Source organism: Roseburia sp. OF03-24, from assembly GCF_003463035.1.
GTDB lineage: Bacteria > Bacillota > Clostridia > Lachnospirales > Lachnospiraceae > Roseburia > Roseburia rectibacter.
Map to the genome: position 1 here is coordinate 17769 of NZ_QSCK01000018.1, position 21633 is coordinate 39401.

Below are 21633 nucleotides of genomic sequence, written 5' to 3' on the forward strand. Positions count from 1 at the left end.
AAAACCGGGAGATACGGAGAAACCGGGAGATACAGAAAAACCGGGAGATACAGAGAAACCGGGTAATACAGATAAAACGACAGTTGCACAGGTTTCCGGCTTCAAACAGTCCGGGGCAACGAAGACTTCCATCCGCTTAACATGGAAAAAAGTAAAGAAAGCAGATGGTTATCAGGTATACCGTTATAACAAATCAACGAAAAAATATCAGAAGGTTGCAACGGTAAAAACTAATACCTATACGGATAAAAAGCTCAAAACAGCAACGGTTTATCAGTATAAAGTGCGTGCATACAGGAAAAGCGGTAAAAAGACGGTAACCGGAAAGTACTCCAATGTGATTAAGGCTGCGACCAGTCCGCAGAAGGTGACTGCGGTTAAGGCAAAACGTGTGAAGTCCAAGGTAAAATTAACCTGGAAGAAGGTAAAAGGTGCAGATGGATACGAGATCTACCGTGCAACATCCAAAAAAGGAAAATATCAAAAGATAAAGACGCTGAAAAAGGGCACTATTGTTTCTTACACAGACGGCAAAGCGAAGAAAGGAAAAACATATTACTATAAAGTAAGAGCCGTAAAAAATGCCGGAAAAACATCGGTGAAAGGAACTGCTTCAAATGCAGTGCGCTGTGGAAAATAAAAAGATTTATCATAATAATGATTATCTGGAGCGTAGATAAGGCTGACAGTAAAAAATCCGTGCGGATCAAAACTGATCCTGCACGGATTTTTTACTTATTCATGACAACAGGTTTCCTGTGAGGCGGTCTATTGTTTAGTTCAACATATTTAAGAACTGTGTAATTCTTGGAATATTACTCTGTTCAAGCTCAGCGTAAGTTCCTTCTTTTAAGATTTTTCCCTCATCAAAAAAGACGACTTTATCTGCGACTTCTCTGGCGAAAGACATCTTGTGTGTGATGATCACGATGGTCTGCTTTTCGTCGACTAATCTGCGGATGATATTTAAAACCTCCACTTCAAGTTCCGGGTCTAACGCACTGGTAGGTTCATCAAAAAGCAGAAGTTCCGGTTTCATCGCGAGTGCCCTTGCAATGGCAATACGCTGCTGCTGACCGCCGGAGAGCTGCCCCGGATAAGCATCGCGCTTATCGGAGAGTCCGACTTTCTCTAAAAGGGAAAGTGCTTCTTTTTCACATTCTGCGCGGGCTTTTTTTAAGACAGTGATAGGACCTTCCATAATATTTTCCAGCACAGTTTTGTGAGGAAAAAGCTGAAAATTCTGAAATACCATACCGGTCTTCATACGGATATTGCGAATCTCGTTACTGCTGTATTTTACTTTCTGTCCTTCATGAAAGGTCATAGAGGAACCGTTTACATTCACGGTTCCGCTGTCCGGGATCTCAAGCAGATTGATACAGCGTAACAGTGTTGTCTTACCGGAACCGGATGGCCCGATCAGGACGGTGGTTTTATTTTTCGGAATCTCTAAGGAGACGCCTTTTAAGACCTGATTATTGTCAAATGATTTATAAATGTTATCTAAAGAATACATATGATACCTCTACTTTCCGACACGCAGTTTTTTCTCAATCCATTTCTGCAGTCCGGTCAACAGCGTACAGAAAAGAAGGTAAATGAGTGCAACTTCGATATAGATCCAAAGGTATTCGAGTGAGCTTGCTGCGGCTTCCTGTGCTTTACGGAACATCTCACCGATCATGATCGTAGATGCAAGGGAAGTATCCTTGACAAGACCGATAAAGGTGTTAAAAAGCGGTGGTATGGATACGGTAGCAGCCTGCGGAATGATGATACGGCGGAATGTCTGCTGATAACTCATTCCGAGAGAATAGCCTGCCTCCCACTGACCTTTATTGATGGAAAGGATTGCCGCACGGATCGTCTCTGCGGAGTAGGCACCTACATTTAAGGAGAGTGCCGAGATACAGGCAACCCACTTGTTGATGCCAAGGGGATTGCAGATACCCCAGTACATGATAAATAACTGTACAAGCAGTGGTGTTCCGCGGAATACCCAGATATAGATTCCGGCGATCTGTTTTAATACCGGTATTTTGTTGATAATAAAAAGTGCACACAGCACGGCAATGATGACACCGATCGCAAAGGATACCAGTGTCAGTGGAATCGTGTAAAGCAGGCCCTGTCTTAGCATTGGCCAGAATGCATTTTTCATCAGTTCCGCTTGTCTTGCTGTAATAATACCCGCTGTCAGGTATGCATATGATCCCATGAGTTTTCTCCTGTAACGATAGTAATTCATGACAATAGAACGATATAGTACATTCTATTGCCATGTTTAAATTCTATATATTAAGGCTGAGATACGTCTAAGCCAAAGTATTTCTCAGAAATTTCTTTGACTGTTCCATCTGCGATTAATGCGTCAATGGCGGTGTTAATTTTCTCAACTAATTCATCATTGCCTTTTTTCAACATTACGGCACTTGCATTTACGTCATCTGATTCAGCAACAATCTTTGTGGATTCGTCGCCGCCCTTCTGCTGTTTCCAGTAAGCATAGGTCAGCTCATCATTGATAGCACAATCAGCTTCGCCACTTAAAACACATTCCATGGCAAGTGCGAATTTATCCTGCCCGACGATTTCAGCACCATAGCTTTTGGCAATTTCATTGAAGTTTGAGGTAAGTCCTTCTGCGGCTTTTTTGCCGTTCACATCTTCAAAAGAAGTGATATCGGTGTTGTCAGCAGCAACAATGAGAACCGGTCTTGTATAAATATACGGTGTAGAAAAGTCATATTTTTCTTTACGCTCGTCGGTAATGGTTACCTGATTCATAACTGCATCAAAATTACCGGCATCAAGTGCAGCAGTGATGGAATCCCACTCTGTTTCAACAAATTCAACATCATATCCCATTTTTTCACCGATCGCATTTGCCATATCAACTTCAAAACCGGTTAAAGTACCGTTTTCATCATGGTATGTATATGGAGCATAAGTTCCTTCCATGCCGACGGTCAGTACAGGTTTTGTGGCAGAATCATCAGATGCTTCTGTTGTACTTTCTGCATTGCCAGTTGTATTATCTGCGGAAGTATCTGCTGCGCTGTTGTCAGAACCGCATGCTGCCATTCCTGTGGCTAAAACGGCTGTCAGTAAAATTGAAATCACTTTTTTCTTCATAAAACTTGTCCCTTTCTTTTTTTCATAATCTCCATCTTCTTCTTAATTCATACTATTCTGATATGATTTAGAACAGATTATACTTTTATCAGATAATGATGTCAAGTGATTTGCAAAGAAAACATTTTTGTTTGTAAAAAAATACGGTAACAACCATGCTATACAGGAGAAATGAAGTTATTCCTGTATCGGAGAAAGAAAGTTTTTCAGTTCTTCAATCGGGATCGGTTTTGAAAATTTGAATCCCTGCAGATAGTCTGCATGACTGTTTACACAAATTTCTTCCTGTTCGTCTGTTTCCACGCCCTCATAGAGTACTTTATATCCGAGTTTTTCAAAAGCAGTGGAAAAGTAGTTCAGGATAAACTGGGAATTTTCATCCTTATTTGCCATCAGAAGAAGGCTGCGGTCAAATTTTACAACATCAAGTTTTAAGCTAAGAATCCGGTCAAAATTAGAATATCCGGTTCCGAAGTCATCAAGGTAAGTACATACACCGAGCGATTTAAACTGCATGACACGGTCAAGCACAAGTTCGTATTCTGTGTCGTTGCGGCTCTCGGTGAGTTCTACTGCGATCGTATGAAAATCAACACCGTTTCTCTCTACGATTTCGCAGAACTCTTTCATAAAATTCTTATTGGAGAGCTCTGAAATAGAGAGATTTACGGAAACACGGGAAAGGTGGTAACCTTCATCCTGAAATTCCCGGATCGCACGGCAGGTCTTATTTAAAATGATCATGCTTAATTTGTGGATATAGCCATTCTTTTCAGCGAGCGGAATAAACCGGTTTGGATATACCATGCCGGTGTCCTTTAGTTTCAGACGCATCAGTGCTTCTGCGGTGTCATAATTGCCGGCATTTACGTTGCGGACCGGCTGGCAGTATACAAGAACTCTTTCGTCATCAAGGGAACCGTTTTCTGCAATATCTTTTAACTGCGCCGAGAGATATTTCATATCATGAAAACTTTTATAATCGGCGGTGTCGCAGGAGCGGAAATTATTTAGTTCCATCGGTTCTGCAAAGAAGTTAAAAAGTTCGTAAAACTGCTCTAAGTTTTCACAGAAATCCAGATGATTGAACATAACGATCTTATAAGGCAGTTTATAAGTTTCAAAATGGCGTTTAAAGTCATTCTGGATCATATCCTGTGCGATTTTATCTGCATTCCGGATGTCACTGACATCAATTGCAAGAACAAAAAAATCTGTAGATGGGTGGAAGAGGAGTCCGTTTTTAAAGTAGCCGTTCCAGAAGTTGAAAAAAAGTTTGCCAAGCTCATCCGGCATCACATATTCGGAATCAGTGTCGAAACGGAGACACATATAATAAGTAGAAATTTGAATTGACGCCTGCTGGTTTAAATATTCGTTTAGGGAATCAGCATTCAGGGCCCCTGTCTTGATACTGTAAGAACTTCCATGTACCATATAAAGGATTACCATGATCGGCAGGAGAAAGGTGATGGCAAGGAAGGTATTGCTGCCAAAATGGTTTTCTGCACAGACGAGAAAAACACAGATGAACTGTACGATCACGAGCATATGGAATAAACTTGTTGGAATGCGTTTATGATAGTAAAGTAACAGGAAAAAAATAAACGCCATATAAATCCCGTAAGCAATCGTAAACGGTTTTAAATAAAGGTTATCATGCCATGCACCTGAGCTGTCGCGGTAGAAACTGTAACCCAATACAGGTGACAGTGCATCCACAATGGCAAAAATGATATATAAGGAATATAGGAAAATATTCATGATATGTCCTGTTTTTCCCGGAATACCAATCAAAATCTTTAAATAAGCCGCATACAGACAAAAAATGAGCAGCAGGCTTGAATGATATATTGCACGCAGAATACATAAAGTGGTATCACTGTCGAAATACAGTACAGTATAGTAAAAGCAGGAATTGCTGAAGGCTGCAATCAGCAAAAGCGCGATGCAGGTGCGAAAAAGCAGAAAAAGTCTGCTGCGGCGGATAAATGTCTCCCGGAGAAGCAGTAAAAGTAATATACATAAGATCACGAGAATCATATCTACAGCGGGAGTGTACCCGTTGATCAAAAAAGCGTTGGATAATATTTTTGGTTGCAGATTCATAATTTCATTCCCCTGTAATCAGATTAAAAGTAATTTAGCCGAACAAAAATTATACCATAATATGGGAAAAATGTCACGGGAGCGCACATGTTAATGTTGACCAAAATGACAGTATGAATGTCATAAAAATGTCACAAAAATGCATGCTCAGGTTGACGTTAAGACAGCAAAGTTATAAAATAGAAAAGCGCAACCGATTGCGCTATATTGGAGAGAAAGAATGTTGCTGAAGCAGTCAGCCGCAGGTACCTTAAGAATATAGAGAAATCGTGGAAAAAAGAGCAAATTTATGGAGGGGAGTGTGAAAAAATTTTTTCACACACAGAAAAGGTGAACATTATGAAAAAACAGGTTTACAGAAAACTACTGGCGGCATGTGTCAGCGTAAGTCTTGGAACTGTTCTTCTGGCAGGATGTGGGGATTCTGCCGGAACGACAGGGACAAAGACAGAAGTACAGGAGAACAATACATCGGAAGATGTGGTTGAGCCGGTGGGAGAAGTTACAACATTCACGCTGCCGGACGGACCGGAGGAGTCTGATATTTTTGTGCAACCGGTTGCGGATATTTCGGATGACTTTATCCGGGGAATGGATGCATCCGCAGTTCTTTCTGTGGAAAACAGCGGGGCTGTGTATTATGGCTACGATGGAAAAGAGCAGGATGTGTTTGAGACACTTGCACAGTCCGGAGTCAATTATATCCGCCTGCGTGTATGGAATGATCCGTATGACGAGAACGGCAATGGCTATGGCGGCGGAAACAATGATCTGACGACTGCCATGAAACTTGGTGTGCGTGCAGCCAGATACGGAATGAAGGTCTGCATTGATTTTCACTATTCAGATTTCTGGGCAGATCCGAAAAGACAGCATGCACCGAAGGCATGGAAAGGTATGACAGTCGATGAAAAGAGTGATGCACTCTATGATTATACGACAGAGAGCCTTGGAAAGCTGTTAGATGCCGGTGTGGATGTCGGGATGGTGCAGATCGGAAATGAGATCAATAACGGTATGTCCGGGGAAACAGATGTGGATGCCGTGATGCAGCTTTTAAATTCCGGAAGTAAGGCAGTGAGAGAAGTGGCAGAGTCTTATGGAAAAGACATTAAAGTTGCCGTACATTATACGAACATTGAGGATAATGACCAGATCGATACGATGGCAGCAAATTTAAAAGATGCCGGTGTGGACTATGATATGTTTGGTCTTTCCTTCTATCCGTTCTGGGACGGAACCAATGAAAATATGCAGAACGCAGCAAAACTGATCGAGGATAAGTACGGAAAAGAAGTATATATTGCAGAGACTTCTTACTGTTATACATCTGAGGATGGAGACGGTTTTAGCAACAGCCTGAAAGGAACCGATGACCTGACAGACGGTTACGGTGCAACGGTACAGAGTCAGGCAACAGTGATCCGTGATATCTGTGCAGCCGCAAATGAGGCCGGAGTGGAAGGTGTCTTTTACTGGGAAGGCACATGGATCCCTGTCGGATCAGCCGATGCGGATAATTCCGCTCTGTGGGAGAAATACGGAAGCGGCTGGGCAAGCAGTTATTCGGCTGAGTATGACCCGGATGATGCAGGGTTATACTATGGAGGCTGTTCCTGGGACAATCAGGCAATGTTTGATTTTACCGGACACCCACTGGCTTCTTTGAATGTATTTAAGTATTTAAAATATGGCGCAACAGCGCCGCTTGCAGTTGACTATATCCCGGATGTTTACGTCTCCTGCAATGTAGGCGAAGATCTGGTTCTGCCGGAGAGTATTGATGTTGTATACAATGACCGTTCACAGAATAAAAAACAATCTGTAAGCTGGAATGAGACACAGATGAAGGCAATCGATACCACGAAAGCCGGCAGTTATGAGATCGAAGGGGCATTGGAAGATGGAACCACTGTTACCGCACATGTGGAAGTGGAAATGATAAATTATGCGGTCAATCCAGGTTTTGAAGATAAAAACCGTTCAATGTGGAAAGTCTCTTATGAAGGGGAAGCCGATCCGACTGATTATCAGGTAAAAGCGGATGATGCACATTCCGGTGAGACCGCATTTCACTTCTGGTCCGGGGATTCGGATATGGAATTTTCCATTGAGCAGGAAGTGACCGGTCTGGAGAATGGAACGTATCAGTTGTCTGTATTTTCACAGGGCGGAGATATGTCATCGGATGCGTCCATGGAACTGTATGCAGTGACTGCAGATGGCGGGCAGACGGCTCCGTTTATGCTGACCACCTACAATGACTGGCAGAATCCGACGATTAGGGAGATTAAGGTTACGGATGGAACGGTTAAGATCGGGGTACGGTTTCAGTGTAACGTGGGCAGCTGGGGAACAGTGGATGATTTCACACTGAACCGGATTTCGGACTGATGATTATGAATAAAAAGCATGTTTGTTTCAGGATGAATATTCTGTGGCAGGCGTGCTTTTTATTTAGGAGCGCTTAATATGATACAGTGGTGGCAGCAGATTTTGCCGATTTGGAATGCGAAGCATCGGCAAAATCCGTTACTGGAACGAGGTACGAGTGAACAGTAACACGTTAAAATCAGGTTCGGACAGATTTCTGGCATAATTTCTAGATATTCCCATTTATTTGTGATACACTGGAACAAAAGCGTATCGTAAATTTTTTACAGAGAGGATAAAAAGTTATGCAGGATTATGATGAGAGTTTTTTTATTGCGAAAGCAAACAAGAGGGCGAGTATCACGTGGTTTGTACTTTTGCTGATAGCGTCCGTGTTTTACGGAATAAAAGTCGGCAGGGGACAGTTAAAGGAAGCGTATTTTACAGGATTTTTTGTTGCAGGCTGGCTGTCGTATCTTGGCGGCAGGATCTTACTGAGATTTAAGCATGCTGACAGTCTGCGGTATAAATGGGTGGTAGGACTTGGCTACCTGATATTTTATGCGGTAATCGCCTGGACGTCATTGGATAAAGTTTCCTATGTATTTATTTTACCGCTGGTATGTATTCTGATCCTTTATAAAGATCCGAAGTTTATCCGTACGATGATGGTTATCACATTGTTTGTACTGATTTCAAGTAACCTGTATAAAGGTCTGGCAAAAGGAATGATGGATTTCGTTGCAAGCGAGGAATGTGTCCTGCAGTTTGCAATTGTGATCTGCTGTTATGGATGTACCAATATGGCAATCGCCCATCTGGTACAATCGGATGGTGCATTGACGGCTTCTATCAAATCTAATCTGGCGCGCGTCGTACAGACTGTGGAGCAGGTCAAAGAGGCGAGCAATGAGATCGTGGACGGTGTAACGGTTGTGAGGGAACTTGCAGATGAGAACCGCACCGGCGCTAATGATGTCATGAATGATATGAAAAATCTTGCGGATAACAATGGAGTGCTCAATGATAAAACACTTTCCTCTGTTGAGATGACCAATGTGATCGATACGCAGGTAAAAAATGTTGCCGGTCTCATGGAGCAGGTGGTACAGCTCATCGGGGCATCGGTGGATCATGCCAATATCAGCGCGGAAGAGCTGGTTGAGGTGGTGGAGATCACCAATAAGATGGCGACACTTTCCAAAGAAGTAGAGCAGGTGCTTGAGGACTTTAAGGCTGAGTTTAAGAATGTAAAAGAAGAGACCAGTACGATTGAAGGTATCACTTCAAAGACAAATTTACTTGCTTTAAATGCATCCATCGAGGCAGCGAGAGCCGGAGAAGCCGGCAAGGGATTTGCGGTAGTTGCCAATGAGATCCGCGAGCTGAGCAGTGGAACACAGGCTTCCTCCAACAGTATTATGGAAGCATTGTCAAGACTCGAAGCAATTTCCGAGAAGATGATGAAGTCCATCTCAGAGACCGTGGAACTGATCCAGGTCAATATTGAAAAAGTATCGAATGTCAACCAGAGTGTGACAAATATTACAAACGATGCGACAAGCCTTGGCGAAAACATCAAGGTCGTAGACAGCGCAGTTAAAGAAGTGGAGACATCCAACCAGACACTGACGGATAATATGCATCAGGTCGGCGAAGTCATGGAAGTCATGACGCAGAGCATCAATGGTGCGGAACTGACAACCAGGACGATGCTGAGCAAATACGAGGCAAGTGCCAAGAGTGCACTGGATATTGAGAGTGTTGTCGGCAAACTTATGGAGGAGCTGGGCATCGGCGGATTCATGGGGGTACAGGATGTAAAACCTGGCATGAAGATCACGATTGCATTAAATGATGACAGCAGTAAAAAAGAGTATGCAGGCGAAGTTGCGGACTGCAGTGGCAAAGATCTCTTTGTAACCGCAGAAAGTGGAGTGAAAGACTTTGTTGACAAGAAGAATAAACATGAGTTATGTAAACTGCATATTGTAGTTGACAATGTCTTGTATTACTGGGATGACATAGAGATCCATCCGGTCAGACAGGGTGAAAAAGGTCAGTATAAACTGCATATTGAATCCAATCCGAAGGTATATAACCGAAGAAAATATCCTCGTATGCCGATCTCTAATGCATGTACCATCCGCTTAGAGGGAACAGATAAAACATATTCCGGAAAAATGGTAAATATCAGTGCAAACGGTTTTGCATTTTCTGTGCGGGACAACGTTTTTGCAAGCCAGAAAGGCAGAAATGTCCAGCTGGATGTGAAAGATTTTGCAGTGATCGGAAATAAGCCGCTGACCGGCTGCGTGATCCGAAGCTCCAACAATGAGGGGGAATTCATCGTTGGATGCAGAATGCCGGAGGACAGCGAGCCAATTAAAGAATATGTAAGCAGGAATTACAATGGGAATTAGAAAAGAAAAGTAGATAAAGGGGCAATTCAGTTGAAGAGAAAAGCGGCATTATCTATTATAACTGCAGCATTCCTGATCGGTGTGGCAGCATGTGGAAATGGAAATATAAACAGTTTAGGTGCAGCGGCATCGAATGAAAACAGTGCATTACAGCAGTCTGACGCTGCGGAAAACAGTACCCGGAAAACATCAGCTACAGAGGAAAATGCAGATACGGAAGATGTATCCACAGAGAATAATGCAGACAGTAATACAGACACAGAGGAGAGTGCCCAAAACGGCACAGGAACAGAAAACACCGAGGGGCTTACATTTGCGGATCTTGCAGAATATCAGTTCGAGTTTTGCAGTGGCGCGGGTGGATGGGCTACGGATTTTACCATTGATTCCGACGGTCATTTCAGTGGTGAATATCATGATTCCGATATGGGAGTTACCGGGGACGGCTATGAAAACGGAACCGTGTATATAAGCGTGTTCGATGGACATTTTAAAGATCTGACACCGGTGAATGACCATTGTTACCGGATGACACTTGCTGATATTTCCTATCAGGAAAATGAATTTGGCAGGGAAGAGATCAAAGATGGAACAAAGTATGTTTATTCAGATGCATATGGACTGACTGGTACAGATACTTTTCTGGTCTATATGGAGGGAACACCGGTCAGCGAAATTTCGGAAGATGCATATTCCTGGCTTTCCATGGCAAACAAAAGTGATACAGAGCTTACGATGGTGGCACTTGTAAATGAGGGACAGGAAGAGGGAATCTATTCTTATAAGAAACTGTCCCCATTAGAGGATGCACAGACAACTTTTGAGAGTTATACGTCAAGTTATGAATACTGGACGGATGAGATCGATAAAGCGGAGTCACAGAGTGAGATAAACGATGATTCCCAAAAAAGATATGAGGTCATGGATGAGTGTCTGAATTATATCTGGAATCTCATAAAGAATGATACGGATGAGAACGCGTATCAGAAAATACTTGAAGAACAGCGGACCTGGATCGCAGATAAAGAAGCAAAAGCAAAGGCTGCTTCGGATGAGTATGGGGATGGAAGTGCTGGAACAGCAGCTTATTATGATAAGTCAGCAGAACTTACCATGACACGCTGTGAGGAATTGATCGAATATCTCAAGTAATGAAAGATAAGAGAAAAACAGAAGTAAGAGGCGAAAATCATGACGGCAGAAGATATCAAAGCATATTGTCTCAGTAAGCATAAGGCATGTGAAGCATACCCGTTTGGGAAAGTGCCGGTCTGCTACAAACTGAATGATAAAATATTTGCGCAGTTATATCCGGATGAGGGAAACTATAAAATTACATTAAAATGCACAGCGGATGCCGCACAGTTTTACCGGATGGTCTACCCGGATAAGATCATGGAAGGATATCATTGTTCGAAGGTTCAGAAACCTTACTGGAACACGATCTATCTGGATGATTTCCCGGAGAAGGAACTTTATAATATGATAGATTTTGCGTATGATACCGTGCTGCACGGTTTCAGCAAAAAAGTACAGAAACAGATATTGGAAGAGGCAGGGAAATAGTACCTGCTTCTGACAGAAAAACATCTGCTTTTTCCGCATCAAACGGAGAAAGCAGATGTTTTTTTTTCGTTGGGAACATGGTGAGCAGTAATTTTCCGTTGCGTGCAAGTCTTGTCTTTACAAATACACAACAAAATGATATATTCGATTTGGATATGATATATTAATAAATATAAATAATATGCAAATGATATATAAATGACATATAAAAAGGAGGAAAAAATGAAACTGGGGATCGATATGGGCGGTATGTCCATCAAAATGGGGCTGGTAAATGAGGAAAATGAGATTATTGGGAGAATCACAATTCCAACCGATCTGACGGTGCCGTATCAGATGCTGGTGGAACGCATGGCAGATGCCGTACAACAGATGCTTGAAAATGCAGGCATGACATTGGAACAGTGTGATGGGATCGGAATTGGAAGTCCGGGAACGATCGACGCAAAGCGGGGAGTAATCCTGTATTCTAATAATTTTGGCTGGGAAAATGTACCAATCGTAGAAGAACTGAAAAAACATCTGGATGTGGGAATTGAAATTGCCAATGATGCGGACGCTGCGGCACTGGGAGAAGTATATGCCGGTGCGGCAGAAGGTGCAGAAAATGCAGTTCTTCTGACACTTGGAACGGGTGTGGGCAGTGGAGTGATCCTGGATAAAAAGATTTTTCGCGGTGGGATGCCGGGAGGCTGTGAGTTAGGACATTTGTCTATACGCCATGATGGCGTTCGCTGTACCTGTGGAAGAAAAGGCTGCCTGGAAGCATATGCCTCTGCGTCTGCACTTCTTCGGATCGCACGGGAAAAGGCAGCAGAGCACCCGGAATCTGTCATGAATGAGATGTGTAAAAATGACCTGGAACAGATGAATGGTAAGATTCCGTTTGACGCCGCAAAAGCCGGAGATGAAGCTGGCATGGAAGTTATAAAAGAATATGAGGGTTACCTCGCATGCGGAATTGCAAATGTGATAAATACGTTCCGGCCGGAAAAGGTGATCCTTGGCGGAGGAGTTGCTGCGCAGAAAGAAAATCTGACCGCACCGCTTAAGGATCTGGTGAAAGATATGTGTTTCGGTGGCAGTCATGGATATATTGCCGACATCGTGACCTCTGCACTTGGAAATGATGCCGGGATCATTGGAGCAGCAAATCTGGTAGTGTAAAATTGGTTATTGTTCACAGGCAGGCATTTTCTGAACTGAAAATGCTGTATGATACAGTGGTGGCAGCAGATTTTGCCGATTTGGAATGCGAAGCATCGGCAAAATCCGTTACTGGAACGGGGTACGAGTGAACAGTAACTAAAATTGCGGTGCGAAGTGTCACAGAAAGATTAACGGAGGCGGCAATGGGAAAAACAATTATGTATGAGCGGATCTATGCGGATCTGCTTGCAAAAATACAGAATGGAGATTACCAGCCGGGAGACCGGCTGCCATCGGAGAAAGAGTCAGCAGAGCTTTATGGGGTAAGCCGTATTACAGCGAAAAAGGCGATGGATATGCTGGCAAAGGAAAAAAAGATCAGCAGAGAGCCGGGAAGAGGTTCTTTTGTGTGCAGTCCGGCTGCTGCTGTGGAGATGAAAAAGGAGAGCCGGGGGACTGCCAATCAGCGGATCGGTGTAATATTCGATGGGTTTGGAAGCGATTTTGGCACACGGCTTTTGCAGGGGATTGAGAGCGAATGTGACAGGAGACAGTCAGATCTTTTGTTTAAGTGTACTTATGGAAGTATCGAAAAGGAAAAACAGGCGATCGACGCAGCAATCCGTGCGGGAGTAAAAGGTATTCTGCTTCTTTGTGCACAGGGGGATAATTATAACAGTAAGGTGTTAGAACTGGCACTGAACGGGTATCCGCTGGTGCTTATGGACCGGAGGATGCAGGGCATTTCAATCCCGTGTGTCAGAACAGATAATTATGAAGCGGCGAACGAAGTTACCAAAATACTTATCGCAATGGGGCATAAAAAAATCTGTTTTCTGACGCATGCGTCCGTTACGACGACAACGATCCATGAGCGCTACGAAGGATTTGCCCATTGTATGCTCAAATATGAAGACGCCAATGGGACATTTGCAAAACTTGAAAAATATAACCACATTCCAGAGGATATTGAAAAAGAATGCCGGGAATTTGATTATGCGCAGATTGCAGAGATCCTGGAAAAAAACAGGGAATGTACGGCATATATTGCCGCTGAATACCGGATCGGGGTGCTTTTTTCGAAATATTTAAAAGAGCATGGGATTTCAAAAAAGATTGCTGTATTTGATGGCATTGATGAGATCTATGAGCAGGATGATTTTATCCATGTGCGGCAGAATGAATTTGCGATGGGACAGCAGGCAGTCACACTTTTGGAGGAAATTACAACCGGAAAGAAACAGAACGAGGATATTATAATTCCCTATCAGATATCGGGGATTCTATAAAGCAGGAGATTCGTGTGAAAAAGACAGTACAAGAAGGGAGATTAAGATGAAAATAAAAGAGAATTATGCAGCGATCGAGCGTACGGTTGCTCTTGTAAAAGAAAAATTTGGTGCAGACAGCAAGATCGCGGTCATGTTTGAAAAGTGCATTTCGAATACGCTTCAGACAACGATTAAAATAAAAGAAAATGATACAGTATTTGTGATCACGGGGGATATTCCTGCTATGTGGCTGCGTGATTCGGCATGTCAGCTCCGCCCGTTTTTATTGTTTGCAAAGGAAGAACCGGAACTTGTGGAACTGGTATGCGGGCTGATCAAAAAACAAATGCAGTGCATTCTTTTAGATCCATATGCCAATGCATTTAATGAAAATGGCGACGGACAGTGCTGGGATCATGACAAGACGGATATGAAACCGGAGCTGTGGGAACGGAAATATGAGATCGATTCCTTATGCTATCCGGTACAGCTTTCCTATCTGCTCTGGAAGAATACAGGATGTACGGAGCAGTTTACCGGAGAATGGTTAGAAGCCGCAAAAGCCGTGATCCGCGTATTCCGAACGGAACAGGATCATGAAAATGCTTCCCCATATACATTTGAAAGAGAAAACTGCAGTTTTACCGATACTCTCTCAAGGGACGGAAAAGGTGCTCTGGTAAAAAGCAACGTCGGACTGATCTGGTCGGGGTTCCGTCCGAGTGATGATGCCTGTGTATATGGATATCTGATCCCGTCAAATATGTTAGCTTCCGTCATCCTTGGAAATATAGCAGAGATTGCCCGTGAAATCTACCATGATGAGAAACTGGCAGAAGAGGCAGATGCTTTTTCAAAGGAAGTGAGAAGTGCGATCGAGACACTTGCTATCCTTCCGGCACAGAAAACGGAATACTACGCATATGAGGTAGATGGTTTCGGCCAGTATCTTGTAATGGATGATGCAAATCTGCCAAGCCTTCTTGCGATGCCATACTATGGCTATTGCGACAATAAAAATGAGAGATACCAGAACACCAGAAAAGTGATCTTAAGTGACCAGAACCCATATTATTTCAGCGGAGAGTGCGCGGAGGGAATCGGAAGCCCACACACATACACGCGTTTCATCTGGCCAATGGCACTGGCAATGCAGGGACTTACCTCTGATTCCAAGGAGGAAAAATTAAAAATGCTTGAGATGATCGCAGACTGTGATGCGGAGACCAATCTGGTACATGAGTCATTTCATGTGGATCACCCGGAAGAATTTACACGTCCGTGGTTTTCATGGGCAAATTCCGTATTCTGTGAACTGGTACTGGACTATTGCGGACAGAAAGTAACCCTTTGATTTAAAAAGATATCTGTGCCTGTGCATAAATATGGGATATCAATGGAAACAGGCAGAAGCAGAGATTTTTATAATGTCCTAAATGGGCAGGAATGGAGAGCACTATGAAAAAGGCGCATATTATTTCTCATACACACTGGGACAGAGAATGGTATCTTCCATATGAAAAACATCATATGCTTTATATTGAAATGATGGATACACTGATCGATACTATGGAGAAAGATCAAGAATATAAATATTTTCATCTGGATGGACAGACCATCATGCTGGAAGATTATCTTCAGGTACGCCCCGAAAACCGTGCACGTCTGCAGAAATTGATCGGGGATGGCAGGATTGCAATTGGTCCATGGTATGTATTGCAGGATGAATTTCTGACAAGCAGTGAGTCGAATGTCAGAAACTTACAGATGGGTTATAAACTTGCACAGGAATTTGGCGGAAAGTGGACAAAAACAGGATACTTTCCGGATTCCTTTGGAAATGTGGGGCAGGCACCGCAGCTTTTAAAGAAGGCGGGCATTGACACGGCAGTATTCGGAAGAGGTGTAAAACCGACCGGATTTAATAATCAGACGGCCGACGCCTATGAGTCTGCCTATTCTGAGATGAACTGGCAGTCAGCAGACGGTTCTGCGGTGCTTGGCATTTTATTTGCAAACTGGTACAACAACGGCGCAGAAGTGCCGGTGGAAGAAGAAAAGTCAAAAGTGTACTGGGATAAAAAACTTGCAGATGCTGTGCGTTATGCCAGTACGGACCAGCTTTTATTCATGAATGGCTGTGATCATCAGCCGGTACAGACGGATCTGTCAGCTGCCATCCGCACGGCAAATGCGCTGTACCCGGATGTGGATTTCGTACATTCTGATTTCGCCGGTTATGTGGAGCAGATAAAAAAGGAACTGCCGGACGATCTGAACATGATCACGGGCGAACTGCGCAGCCAGAAGACGGATGGATGGTATACGTTAGCGAACACAGCATCCTCCCGCATTTATATCAAACAGTGGAATGTCCGCTGTGAGATGCTGTTTGAGAAAGTGGCAGAACCGCTCGCTGCGATTGCGGCAAAAGAGGGGATGGAATATCCGCAGGATCTGTTTACTTATGGATGGAAACTTCTGATGCAGAATCATCCGCACGACAGTATCTGCGGATGCAGCGTGGATGATGTACATCGTGAGATGATAACCCGTTTTGAAAAGACAGAACAGGTGGCACTGCACATTATTTCCATGTGTATGGACTATCTGAAAGGAAAGATCAATACCAGTGCAGTGAAGGAAGGAAACATTCCATTTGTCGTGGTCAATACGACCGGCTGGGACCGCACAGGTGTTGTGGAGATGGAGTTAGAAACCGATCGCATGTATTTCAGTGAGGCACCGTTAGCCGAAGTGATAGCACGCATGCATGAAAAGAAACTCCCGGAATACCGCGTACTTGACAAAGACGGGAGAGAGATCCCGGCGGTTGTCACTGAAATTGCAAATCATTTTAACTATGATCTGCCAAAAGATAAATTCCGCCAGCCATATATTGCAAAGCGCGTAAAGATTACCATGGAGGCAGCCGGTGTGCCGGCATTTGGATGGGACACTTATGTGCTGGCAGAGGCAGAAGATATCAATACGGCTAATTCACTGATCACTACAGAGAATACAATGGAAAATGAGTTTTTAAAGGCACACTTTGAACCGGACGGTTCTGTGGAACTGACCGATAAAAAGACAGGTCATGTATACAAGGATCTTGGTATCTTTGAGGACTGCGGGGATATCGGAAACGAATATATTTTCTTTGCCCCGGTAAATGACATACCGGTGACTACAAAAGGGACGAAAGCAGAGATTACGGTGGCAGAAGATAATGCATGCCAGGCCGTGATCCGTGTAAAACATACGATGATGCTCCCGGATGCAGCCGATAAAACGCTGGCAGGAGAGATTGAGGATCTTGTAGAGTTTAAATATCGCAAGGCATCCCGTGGCAGTCATTTGGTTCCATTTGAGATCGTGGCAGAGTATACCTTAGAGAAGAACGGAAAAGGACTGAAAGTAAAGACCACTTTCAATAACCAGATCAAAGATCATCGTCTGCGCGTCCTTTTTGAGACGGGATTAAAGACAGATTTCCATTACGCAGATTCTGTGTTTGAGGTGGCAAAGCGCCCGAACGTACCGGCAGACACATGGGAAAATCCGTGCAATGCCCAGCATCAGCAGTGTTTTGTCAATGTGCATGAGGATGCATATGGACTTACTATCGCCAATAAAGGTCTTGCAGAGTATGAGATTTTGCGTGACGGAAAAAATACGATTGCGGTAACACTTCACCGTGGTGTACGTGAACTGGGAGACTGGGGTGTATTTTTAACACCGGAAGCACAGTGCCTGGGCGAAAAGACCACGGAATATGAGATCATCCCACATGGCATGGGAGAGGAACTTTATCATTCCTACGAGGAGGCATACCAGTTCCAGACAGACTGGCAGACCGCGGGAATGGAAAGACAGACGGGAACCCTGCCACAAACATACCGGTTTGTAGAAAAGAAACATTTACAGGCAGTTCCGACCGCACTGAAACACAGTATGCTTACCGGGGATGTCATTCTGCGTTTCTGCAACCTTTCAGATGAAGAGACGACGGTGACTGTCTCACAGCCTGAGATTTTTACCTATGATCTGTTAGAAAAAGACCGGTTACAGAAAGAAGAGAATGAAATCGTGTTAGGAAAACATGAGATACGTACGATCGGATGGAGAGGATAGTTGGCTTCGACTGCTACCTTTTTTCTACATCCATTACCCTGAAACTGGGTAAAAAAATAGCCATTTGGAATTTAATCCAGATGGCTTATATTTTCCGTCGTTTCTGCTTTATATATCTCCTAATATTAAAAGTGGCTATGCTTTTAGTATAGCCACAATGAAGAATCACCAAAGGCGATTTTTACACTTTTACGACCTCCACGTTTTTTCTGGCGGATATCTATTGTCAATTCATGCGCCCAGATGGAAGCAACATATCCGAATAGATGATCTCATACCGGATATAGGAAGTCTCCGGCGGGGCATCCGGGTAATTCATGCGAAATTCGATCTGCATCGCAAGGCGTTTCCCAAGAAGGTTATTCTTTACATTTACGGTGGTAACTCTGTTGATCACATTCGTATACTCTTTGCTGCAGTCAAAGCCGGTCAGCAGGATATCGTTATGGAAATGATGTGGGTTTTCCTCTAAATACATTTCCACATAATGTGCCACATAATCACTGACACACACAATCGCATCGACATCTGGATCGAGACTGTCTAAAAAGTTGAAAATACAGTCTCCATAATGCCCGATTCCGATCGAATCGGTAAAACAAAGATCTTCTATCAGCGGAAAGTTATGTTTTTTGAGACTTTCCAAAAAGCCCAGATACCGGTCGGTGTTCGTTTGCGCATAATTGATATCCCCGATGAAAGAGATACGTTTGCAGCCTTTTTCAAATAAATGATCTACGATCTGTTGTTCTGTGTATTTCCCTTCAATTAATAAAAGATCTCCGGTCAGCGTTTTCAGTTCGATCTCCGGTACGGTATCTAAAAATACTTTTGGTATTTCAAGTTCATTGATTAATGTTAAAAGATGCTTATCATATACGTTTAAAACAATGATTCCCTGTACGGTATCATCTTTCAGCACATCTGGCAGTTCGTATTCAGAAGTGCATGAGGTTGGAACATAAGTGTACATGAGATTGATGTTGGATAAAGAAAGTTCCTGTGCCATACGGTGAATGATGTTTGTCCAAAAAATAGAGGAATCCGGGCGCGAAACAACCAAAGAAACAGTTTTTGCCTTTGGAACCTCTGTGAAATGTGGTTCAGAGGGAAGTTTGTCGTATCCAAGTTCGTGTGCTTTTGCTATGATTTTTTCCTTCATTTCATCAGAAACACCCGGACGGTGGTTAAATGTTTTCCAGACGGTAACACGGGAGGTCCCAAGGGCGTCTGCAATATCCTGCATCGTTACTTTCGACATAAGAAACTCCTTTCTTTTCTTGTATCGTTCTTATCATATCACAAATATCGTGCATGAACAAAAGATATTAAAAATGTTAACTAATAATGTAAACTTTAATTTACATTATTAACATTTAAATAATTACAATAATATGTTAACAAAAGATAACAAAAAAGTCAATTATATTGTAAATAATAACTAAAAAAAGCTATAAAATGTTATGCACAACGGAAAAAGCAACAAGAAAGTAGGATATTATATTGACAATACATGTGAAAAATGATAACTTATAAATGCAACAAATGATAACACAATAACAACGAGGGAGATGATAAAATGGCTGGCAAGAAAAAGACCAATATAAAGAAAAAAAGGTGGACGAAAGATGATACAGAACTGACGATCCTTGCGCTGCCGACAGCGGTGTGGTTTCTCATCTTCAGTTACCTGCCAATGTTTGGAATCATTATAGCATTTAAGAATTACAAACTGTCAGCGGGACACGGATTTATTTACAGCCTGTTTCACAGTGAATGGTGCGGGTTTGATAACTTCAAATTCTTTATACAGTCCAATGCATTTACGATGCTGCTTCGGAACACCATTCTATATAATATCGTATTTATTATTTTAGGACTGGTAATCCCGGTTACACTTGCGATCATAATCAGCCAGATCTACAGCAAGTTTAAATCAAAAGTTTACCAGACACTTATGTTTTTCCCACATTTCATGTCATGGGTAGTTGCAAGTTATTTTGTATTTGCATTTTTATCTCCAGACAAAGGAATTTTAAACCAGATCATTACACATTTTGGAGGGCAGAGCATCCAGTGGTATTCCAATCCAAAATACTGGCCATTGATCTTAGTTGTCATGAATCTCTGGAAAACAGTCGGATACAGCATGGTCGTTTATCTGGCAAGTATTACAGGAATTGATGGAAGTCTGTACGAGGCGGCTGTGATTGATGGAGCGACAAAATTCCAGCAGGCAAGATATATTACGATCCCGTCTATTAAGCCGATCGTGATCATGATGTTTATTTTAAATGTTGGAAAAATCTTCTACTCCGATTTTGGTTTGTTCTATCAGGTGACACAGGGCATCCCGAACTCGCTTTATAAAGTTGCTTCCACATTTGATACTTATATTTACAATGCACTGCAGACAAATGTTGCGATTGGAAAGACAGCAGCAGCCGGATTCTTCCAGTCGATCGCATGCTGCATTACGATTTTACTTGCAAACTATATTGTCTCAAAGATTGACAGCGACAGCGCGATCATTTAAGAGGTGTTGATATGACAAAACAAAAAGAAGAAGTTAGCAAATTAAACCGGATCAAACCGGCAACCAATATTATTTTTAACCTGATATTCCTGATCCTTGGACTTGCATGTATCACTCCGGTGATCCTGGTATTCATTATTTCCATTACAAAAGAGAGTGAACTTGTGACACATGGATATTCCTTTTTTCCGAAAGCATTTTCACTGAGCGCATATTCCTATCTGTGGAATGAGCGTGCAAGCATTGGAAATGCCCTTCTGATATCGGTTCTTGTCACGGTATTAGGAACACTGATCGGACTTGCACTGACTACGATGATGGGATATGTCTTATCGAGAAATGAGTATAAACTGAAAGGATTTTTTACCTGGGTCGTATTTATACCGATGATCTTTAACGGTGGTATGGTTGCAAACTATGTGGTAGTTGCCAATATTTTAAACCTCAGGAATACGGTCTGGTGCCTGATATTACCGCTGGCTGTGTCCTCGTTTAATATCATTATAGCCAAGACGTTTTTTAAATCGACGATCCCGGATTCCATCGTGGAATCAGCAAAGATCGACGGGGCTTCCGAGTTTACGATCTTTTTGAAGATTATTGTGCCAATTTCAAAACCGGTATTTGCAACCATTGGACTGTTCTTAAGTTTTGGATATTGGAATGACTGGTTCCAGTCATCCTTATACGTCAGCGAGAAGAAACTGACGTCATTACAGGCATTACTGAACAATATGATCCAGAATATCCAGTACATTGCAAATAACCCGAGTGCGGGACTGTCATTGCAGCAGTATAAAAATTCAATGCCGACAGAGTCCATCCGTATGGCGATCGCGGTGCTTGTAGTTATTCCGATCGCATGTGTATATCCGTTTTTCCAGAGATATTTTATTTCCGGTCTTACGGTAGGAGCTGTTAAAGGATGATCAGG

Annotated in this window: 16 protein-coding genes; 11 read left to right on the forward strand and 5 right to left on the reverse strand. The window is 42.8% G+C overall.

Features of this window, described 5'->3' with window-relative positions; all coding sequences use genetic code 11:
* A partial coding sequence (locus DXA60_RS19255; protein ID WP_243006852.1) for a fibronectin type III domain-containing protein occupies positions 1–640 on the forward strand: 640 nt, incomplete at its 5' end.
* Positions 641–775: 135 nt separating this feature from the next.
* Here DXA60_RS19255 and DXA60_RS10575 read toward each other — a convergent pair.
* The 4 genes from DXA60_RS10575 to DXA60_RS10590 all read right to left on the reverse strand — a co-directional run bounded on the left by DXA60_RS10575 (position 776) and on the right by DXA60_RS10590 (position 5247).
* Positions 776–1519, reverse strand: coding sequence for an amino acid ABC transporter ATP-binding protein (locus DXA60_RS10575; protein WP_117921170.1), 744 nt, complete (start codon positions 1517–1519; stop codon positions 776–778).
* A 9-nt stretch (positions 1520–1528) separates the two neighbouring features.
* The gene (locus DXA60_RS10580) at positions 1529–2221 is read right to left on the reverse strand and encodes an amino acid ABC transporter permease (RefSeq protein WP_015559376.1); all 693 of its coding nucleotides are present in this window, start codon (positions 2219–2221) and stop codon (positions 1529–1531) included.
* An 80-nt stretch (positions 2222–2301) separates the two neighbouring features.
* Positions 2302–3138 carry an amino acid ABC transporter substrate-binding protein gene (locus DXA60_RS10585; protein ID WP_117921171.1) on the reverse strand — a complete coding sequence of 279 codons (837 nt, stop codon included), beginning with the start codon at positions 3136–3138 and terminating at the stop codon, positions 2302–2304.
* Between the two features lie 177 nt (positions 3139–3315).
* A complete protein-coding gene (locus DXA60_RS10590; protein ID WP_243006853.1) occupies positions 3316–5247 on the reverse strand; it encodes an EAL domain-containing protein in 1932 nt (643 codons plus the stop codon).
* Positions 5248–5586: 339 nt separating this feature from the next.
* Between DXA60_RS10590 and DXA60_RS10595 the strand changes: the two genes are divergently transcribed.
* The 8 genes from DXA60_RS10595 to DXA60_RS10630 all read left to right on the forward strand — a co-directional run bounded on the left by DXA60_RS10595 (position 5587) and on the right by DXA60_RS10630 (position 18163).
* Positions 5587–7641 (forward strand): glycosyl hydrolase 53 family protein, encoded by a 2055-nt coding sequence (locus DXA60_RS10595; RefSeq protein WP_117921212.1) that lies wholly within the window; start codon positions 5587–5589, stop codon positions 7639–7641.
* 284 nt (positions 7642–7925) lie between these two features.
* Positions 7926–10043 (forward strand): methyl-accepting chemotaxis protein, encoded by a 2118-nt coding sequence (locus DXA60_RS10600; RefSeq protein ID WP_117921172.1) that lies wholly within the window; start codon positions 7926–7928, stop codon positions 10041–10043.
* Positions 10044–10073: 30 nt separating this feature from the next.
* Positions 10074–11195, forward strand: coding sequence for a lysozyme inhibitor LprI family protein (locus tag DXA60_RS10605; RefSeq protein WP_117921173.1), 1122 nt, complete (start codon positions 10074–10076; stop codon positions 11193–11195).
* Between the two features lie 39 nt (positions 11196–11234).
* Positions 11235–11609, forward strand: coding sequence for an MmcQ/YjbR family DNA-binding protein (locus tag DXA60_RS10610; RefSeq protein WP_006856791.1), 375 nt, complete (start codon positions 11235–11237; stop codon positions 11607–11609).
* Between the two features lie 222 nt (positions 11610–11831).
* Positions 11832–12776 carry an ROK family protein gene (locus DXA60_RS10615; RefSeq protein ID WP_117921174.1) on the forward strand — a complete coding sequence of 315 codons (945 nt, stop codon included), beginning with the start codon at positions 11832–11834 and terminating at the stop codon, positions 12774–12776.
* Positions 12777–12961: 185 nt separating this feature from the next.
* Positions 12962–14047 (forward strand): GntR family transcriptional regulator, encoded by a 1086-nt coding sequence (locus DXA60_RS10620; RefSeq protein WP_044998942.1) that lies wholly within the window; start codon positions 12962–12964, stop codon positions 14045–14047.
* A gap of 46 nt (positions 14048–14093) precedes the next feature.
* Complete coding sequence (locus DXA60_RS10625; protein WP_022112290.1) at positions 14094–15383, forward strand: glycoside hydrolase family 125 protein; 1290 nt, start codon at positions 14094–14096, stop codon at positions 15381–15383.
* A 104-nt stretch (positions 15384–15487) separates the two neighbouring features.
* Positions 15488–18163, forward strand: a complete 2676-nt coding sequence (locus tag DXA60_RS10630) for an alpha-mannosidase (protein ID WP_117921175.1) — start codon at positions 15488–15490, stop codon at positions 18161–18163.
* A 226-nt stretch (positions 18164–18389) separates the two neighbouring features.
* Here DXA60_RS10630 and DXA60_RS10635 read toward each other — a convergent pair whose 3' ends face one another.
* Positions 18390–19424, reverse strand: a complete 1035-nt coding sequence (locus DXA60_RS10635) for a LacI family DNA-binding transcriptional regulator (protein WP_117921176.1) — start codon at positions 19422–19424, stop codon at positions 18390–18392.
* 318 nt (positions 19425–19742) lie between these two features.
* Here DXA60_RS10635 and DXA60_RS10640 point away from each other — a divergent pair, with 318 nt between their 5' ends.
* Positions 19743–20699: an ABC transporter permease gene (locus tag DXA60_RS10640; protein WP_117921177.1), complete on the forward strand. Its 957-nt coding sequence runs from the start codon at positions 19743–19745 to the stop codon at positions 20697–20699.
* Between the two features lie 11 nt (positions 20700–20710).
* Positions 20711–21628: a carbohydrate ABC transporter permease gene (locus DXA60_RS10645; protein ID WP_117921178.1), complete on the forward strand. Its 918-nt coding sequence runs from the start codon at positions 20711–20713 to the stop codon at positions 21626–21628.
* The last annotated feature ends 5 nt before the right edge of the window (positions 21629–21633 follow it).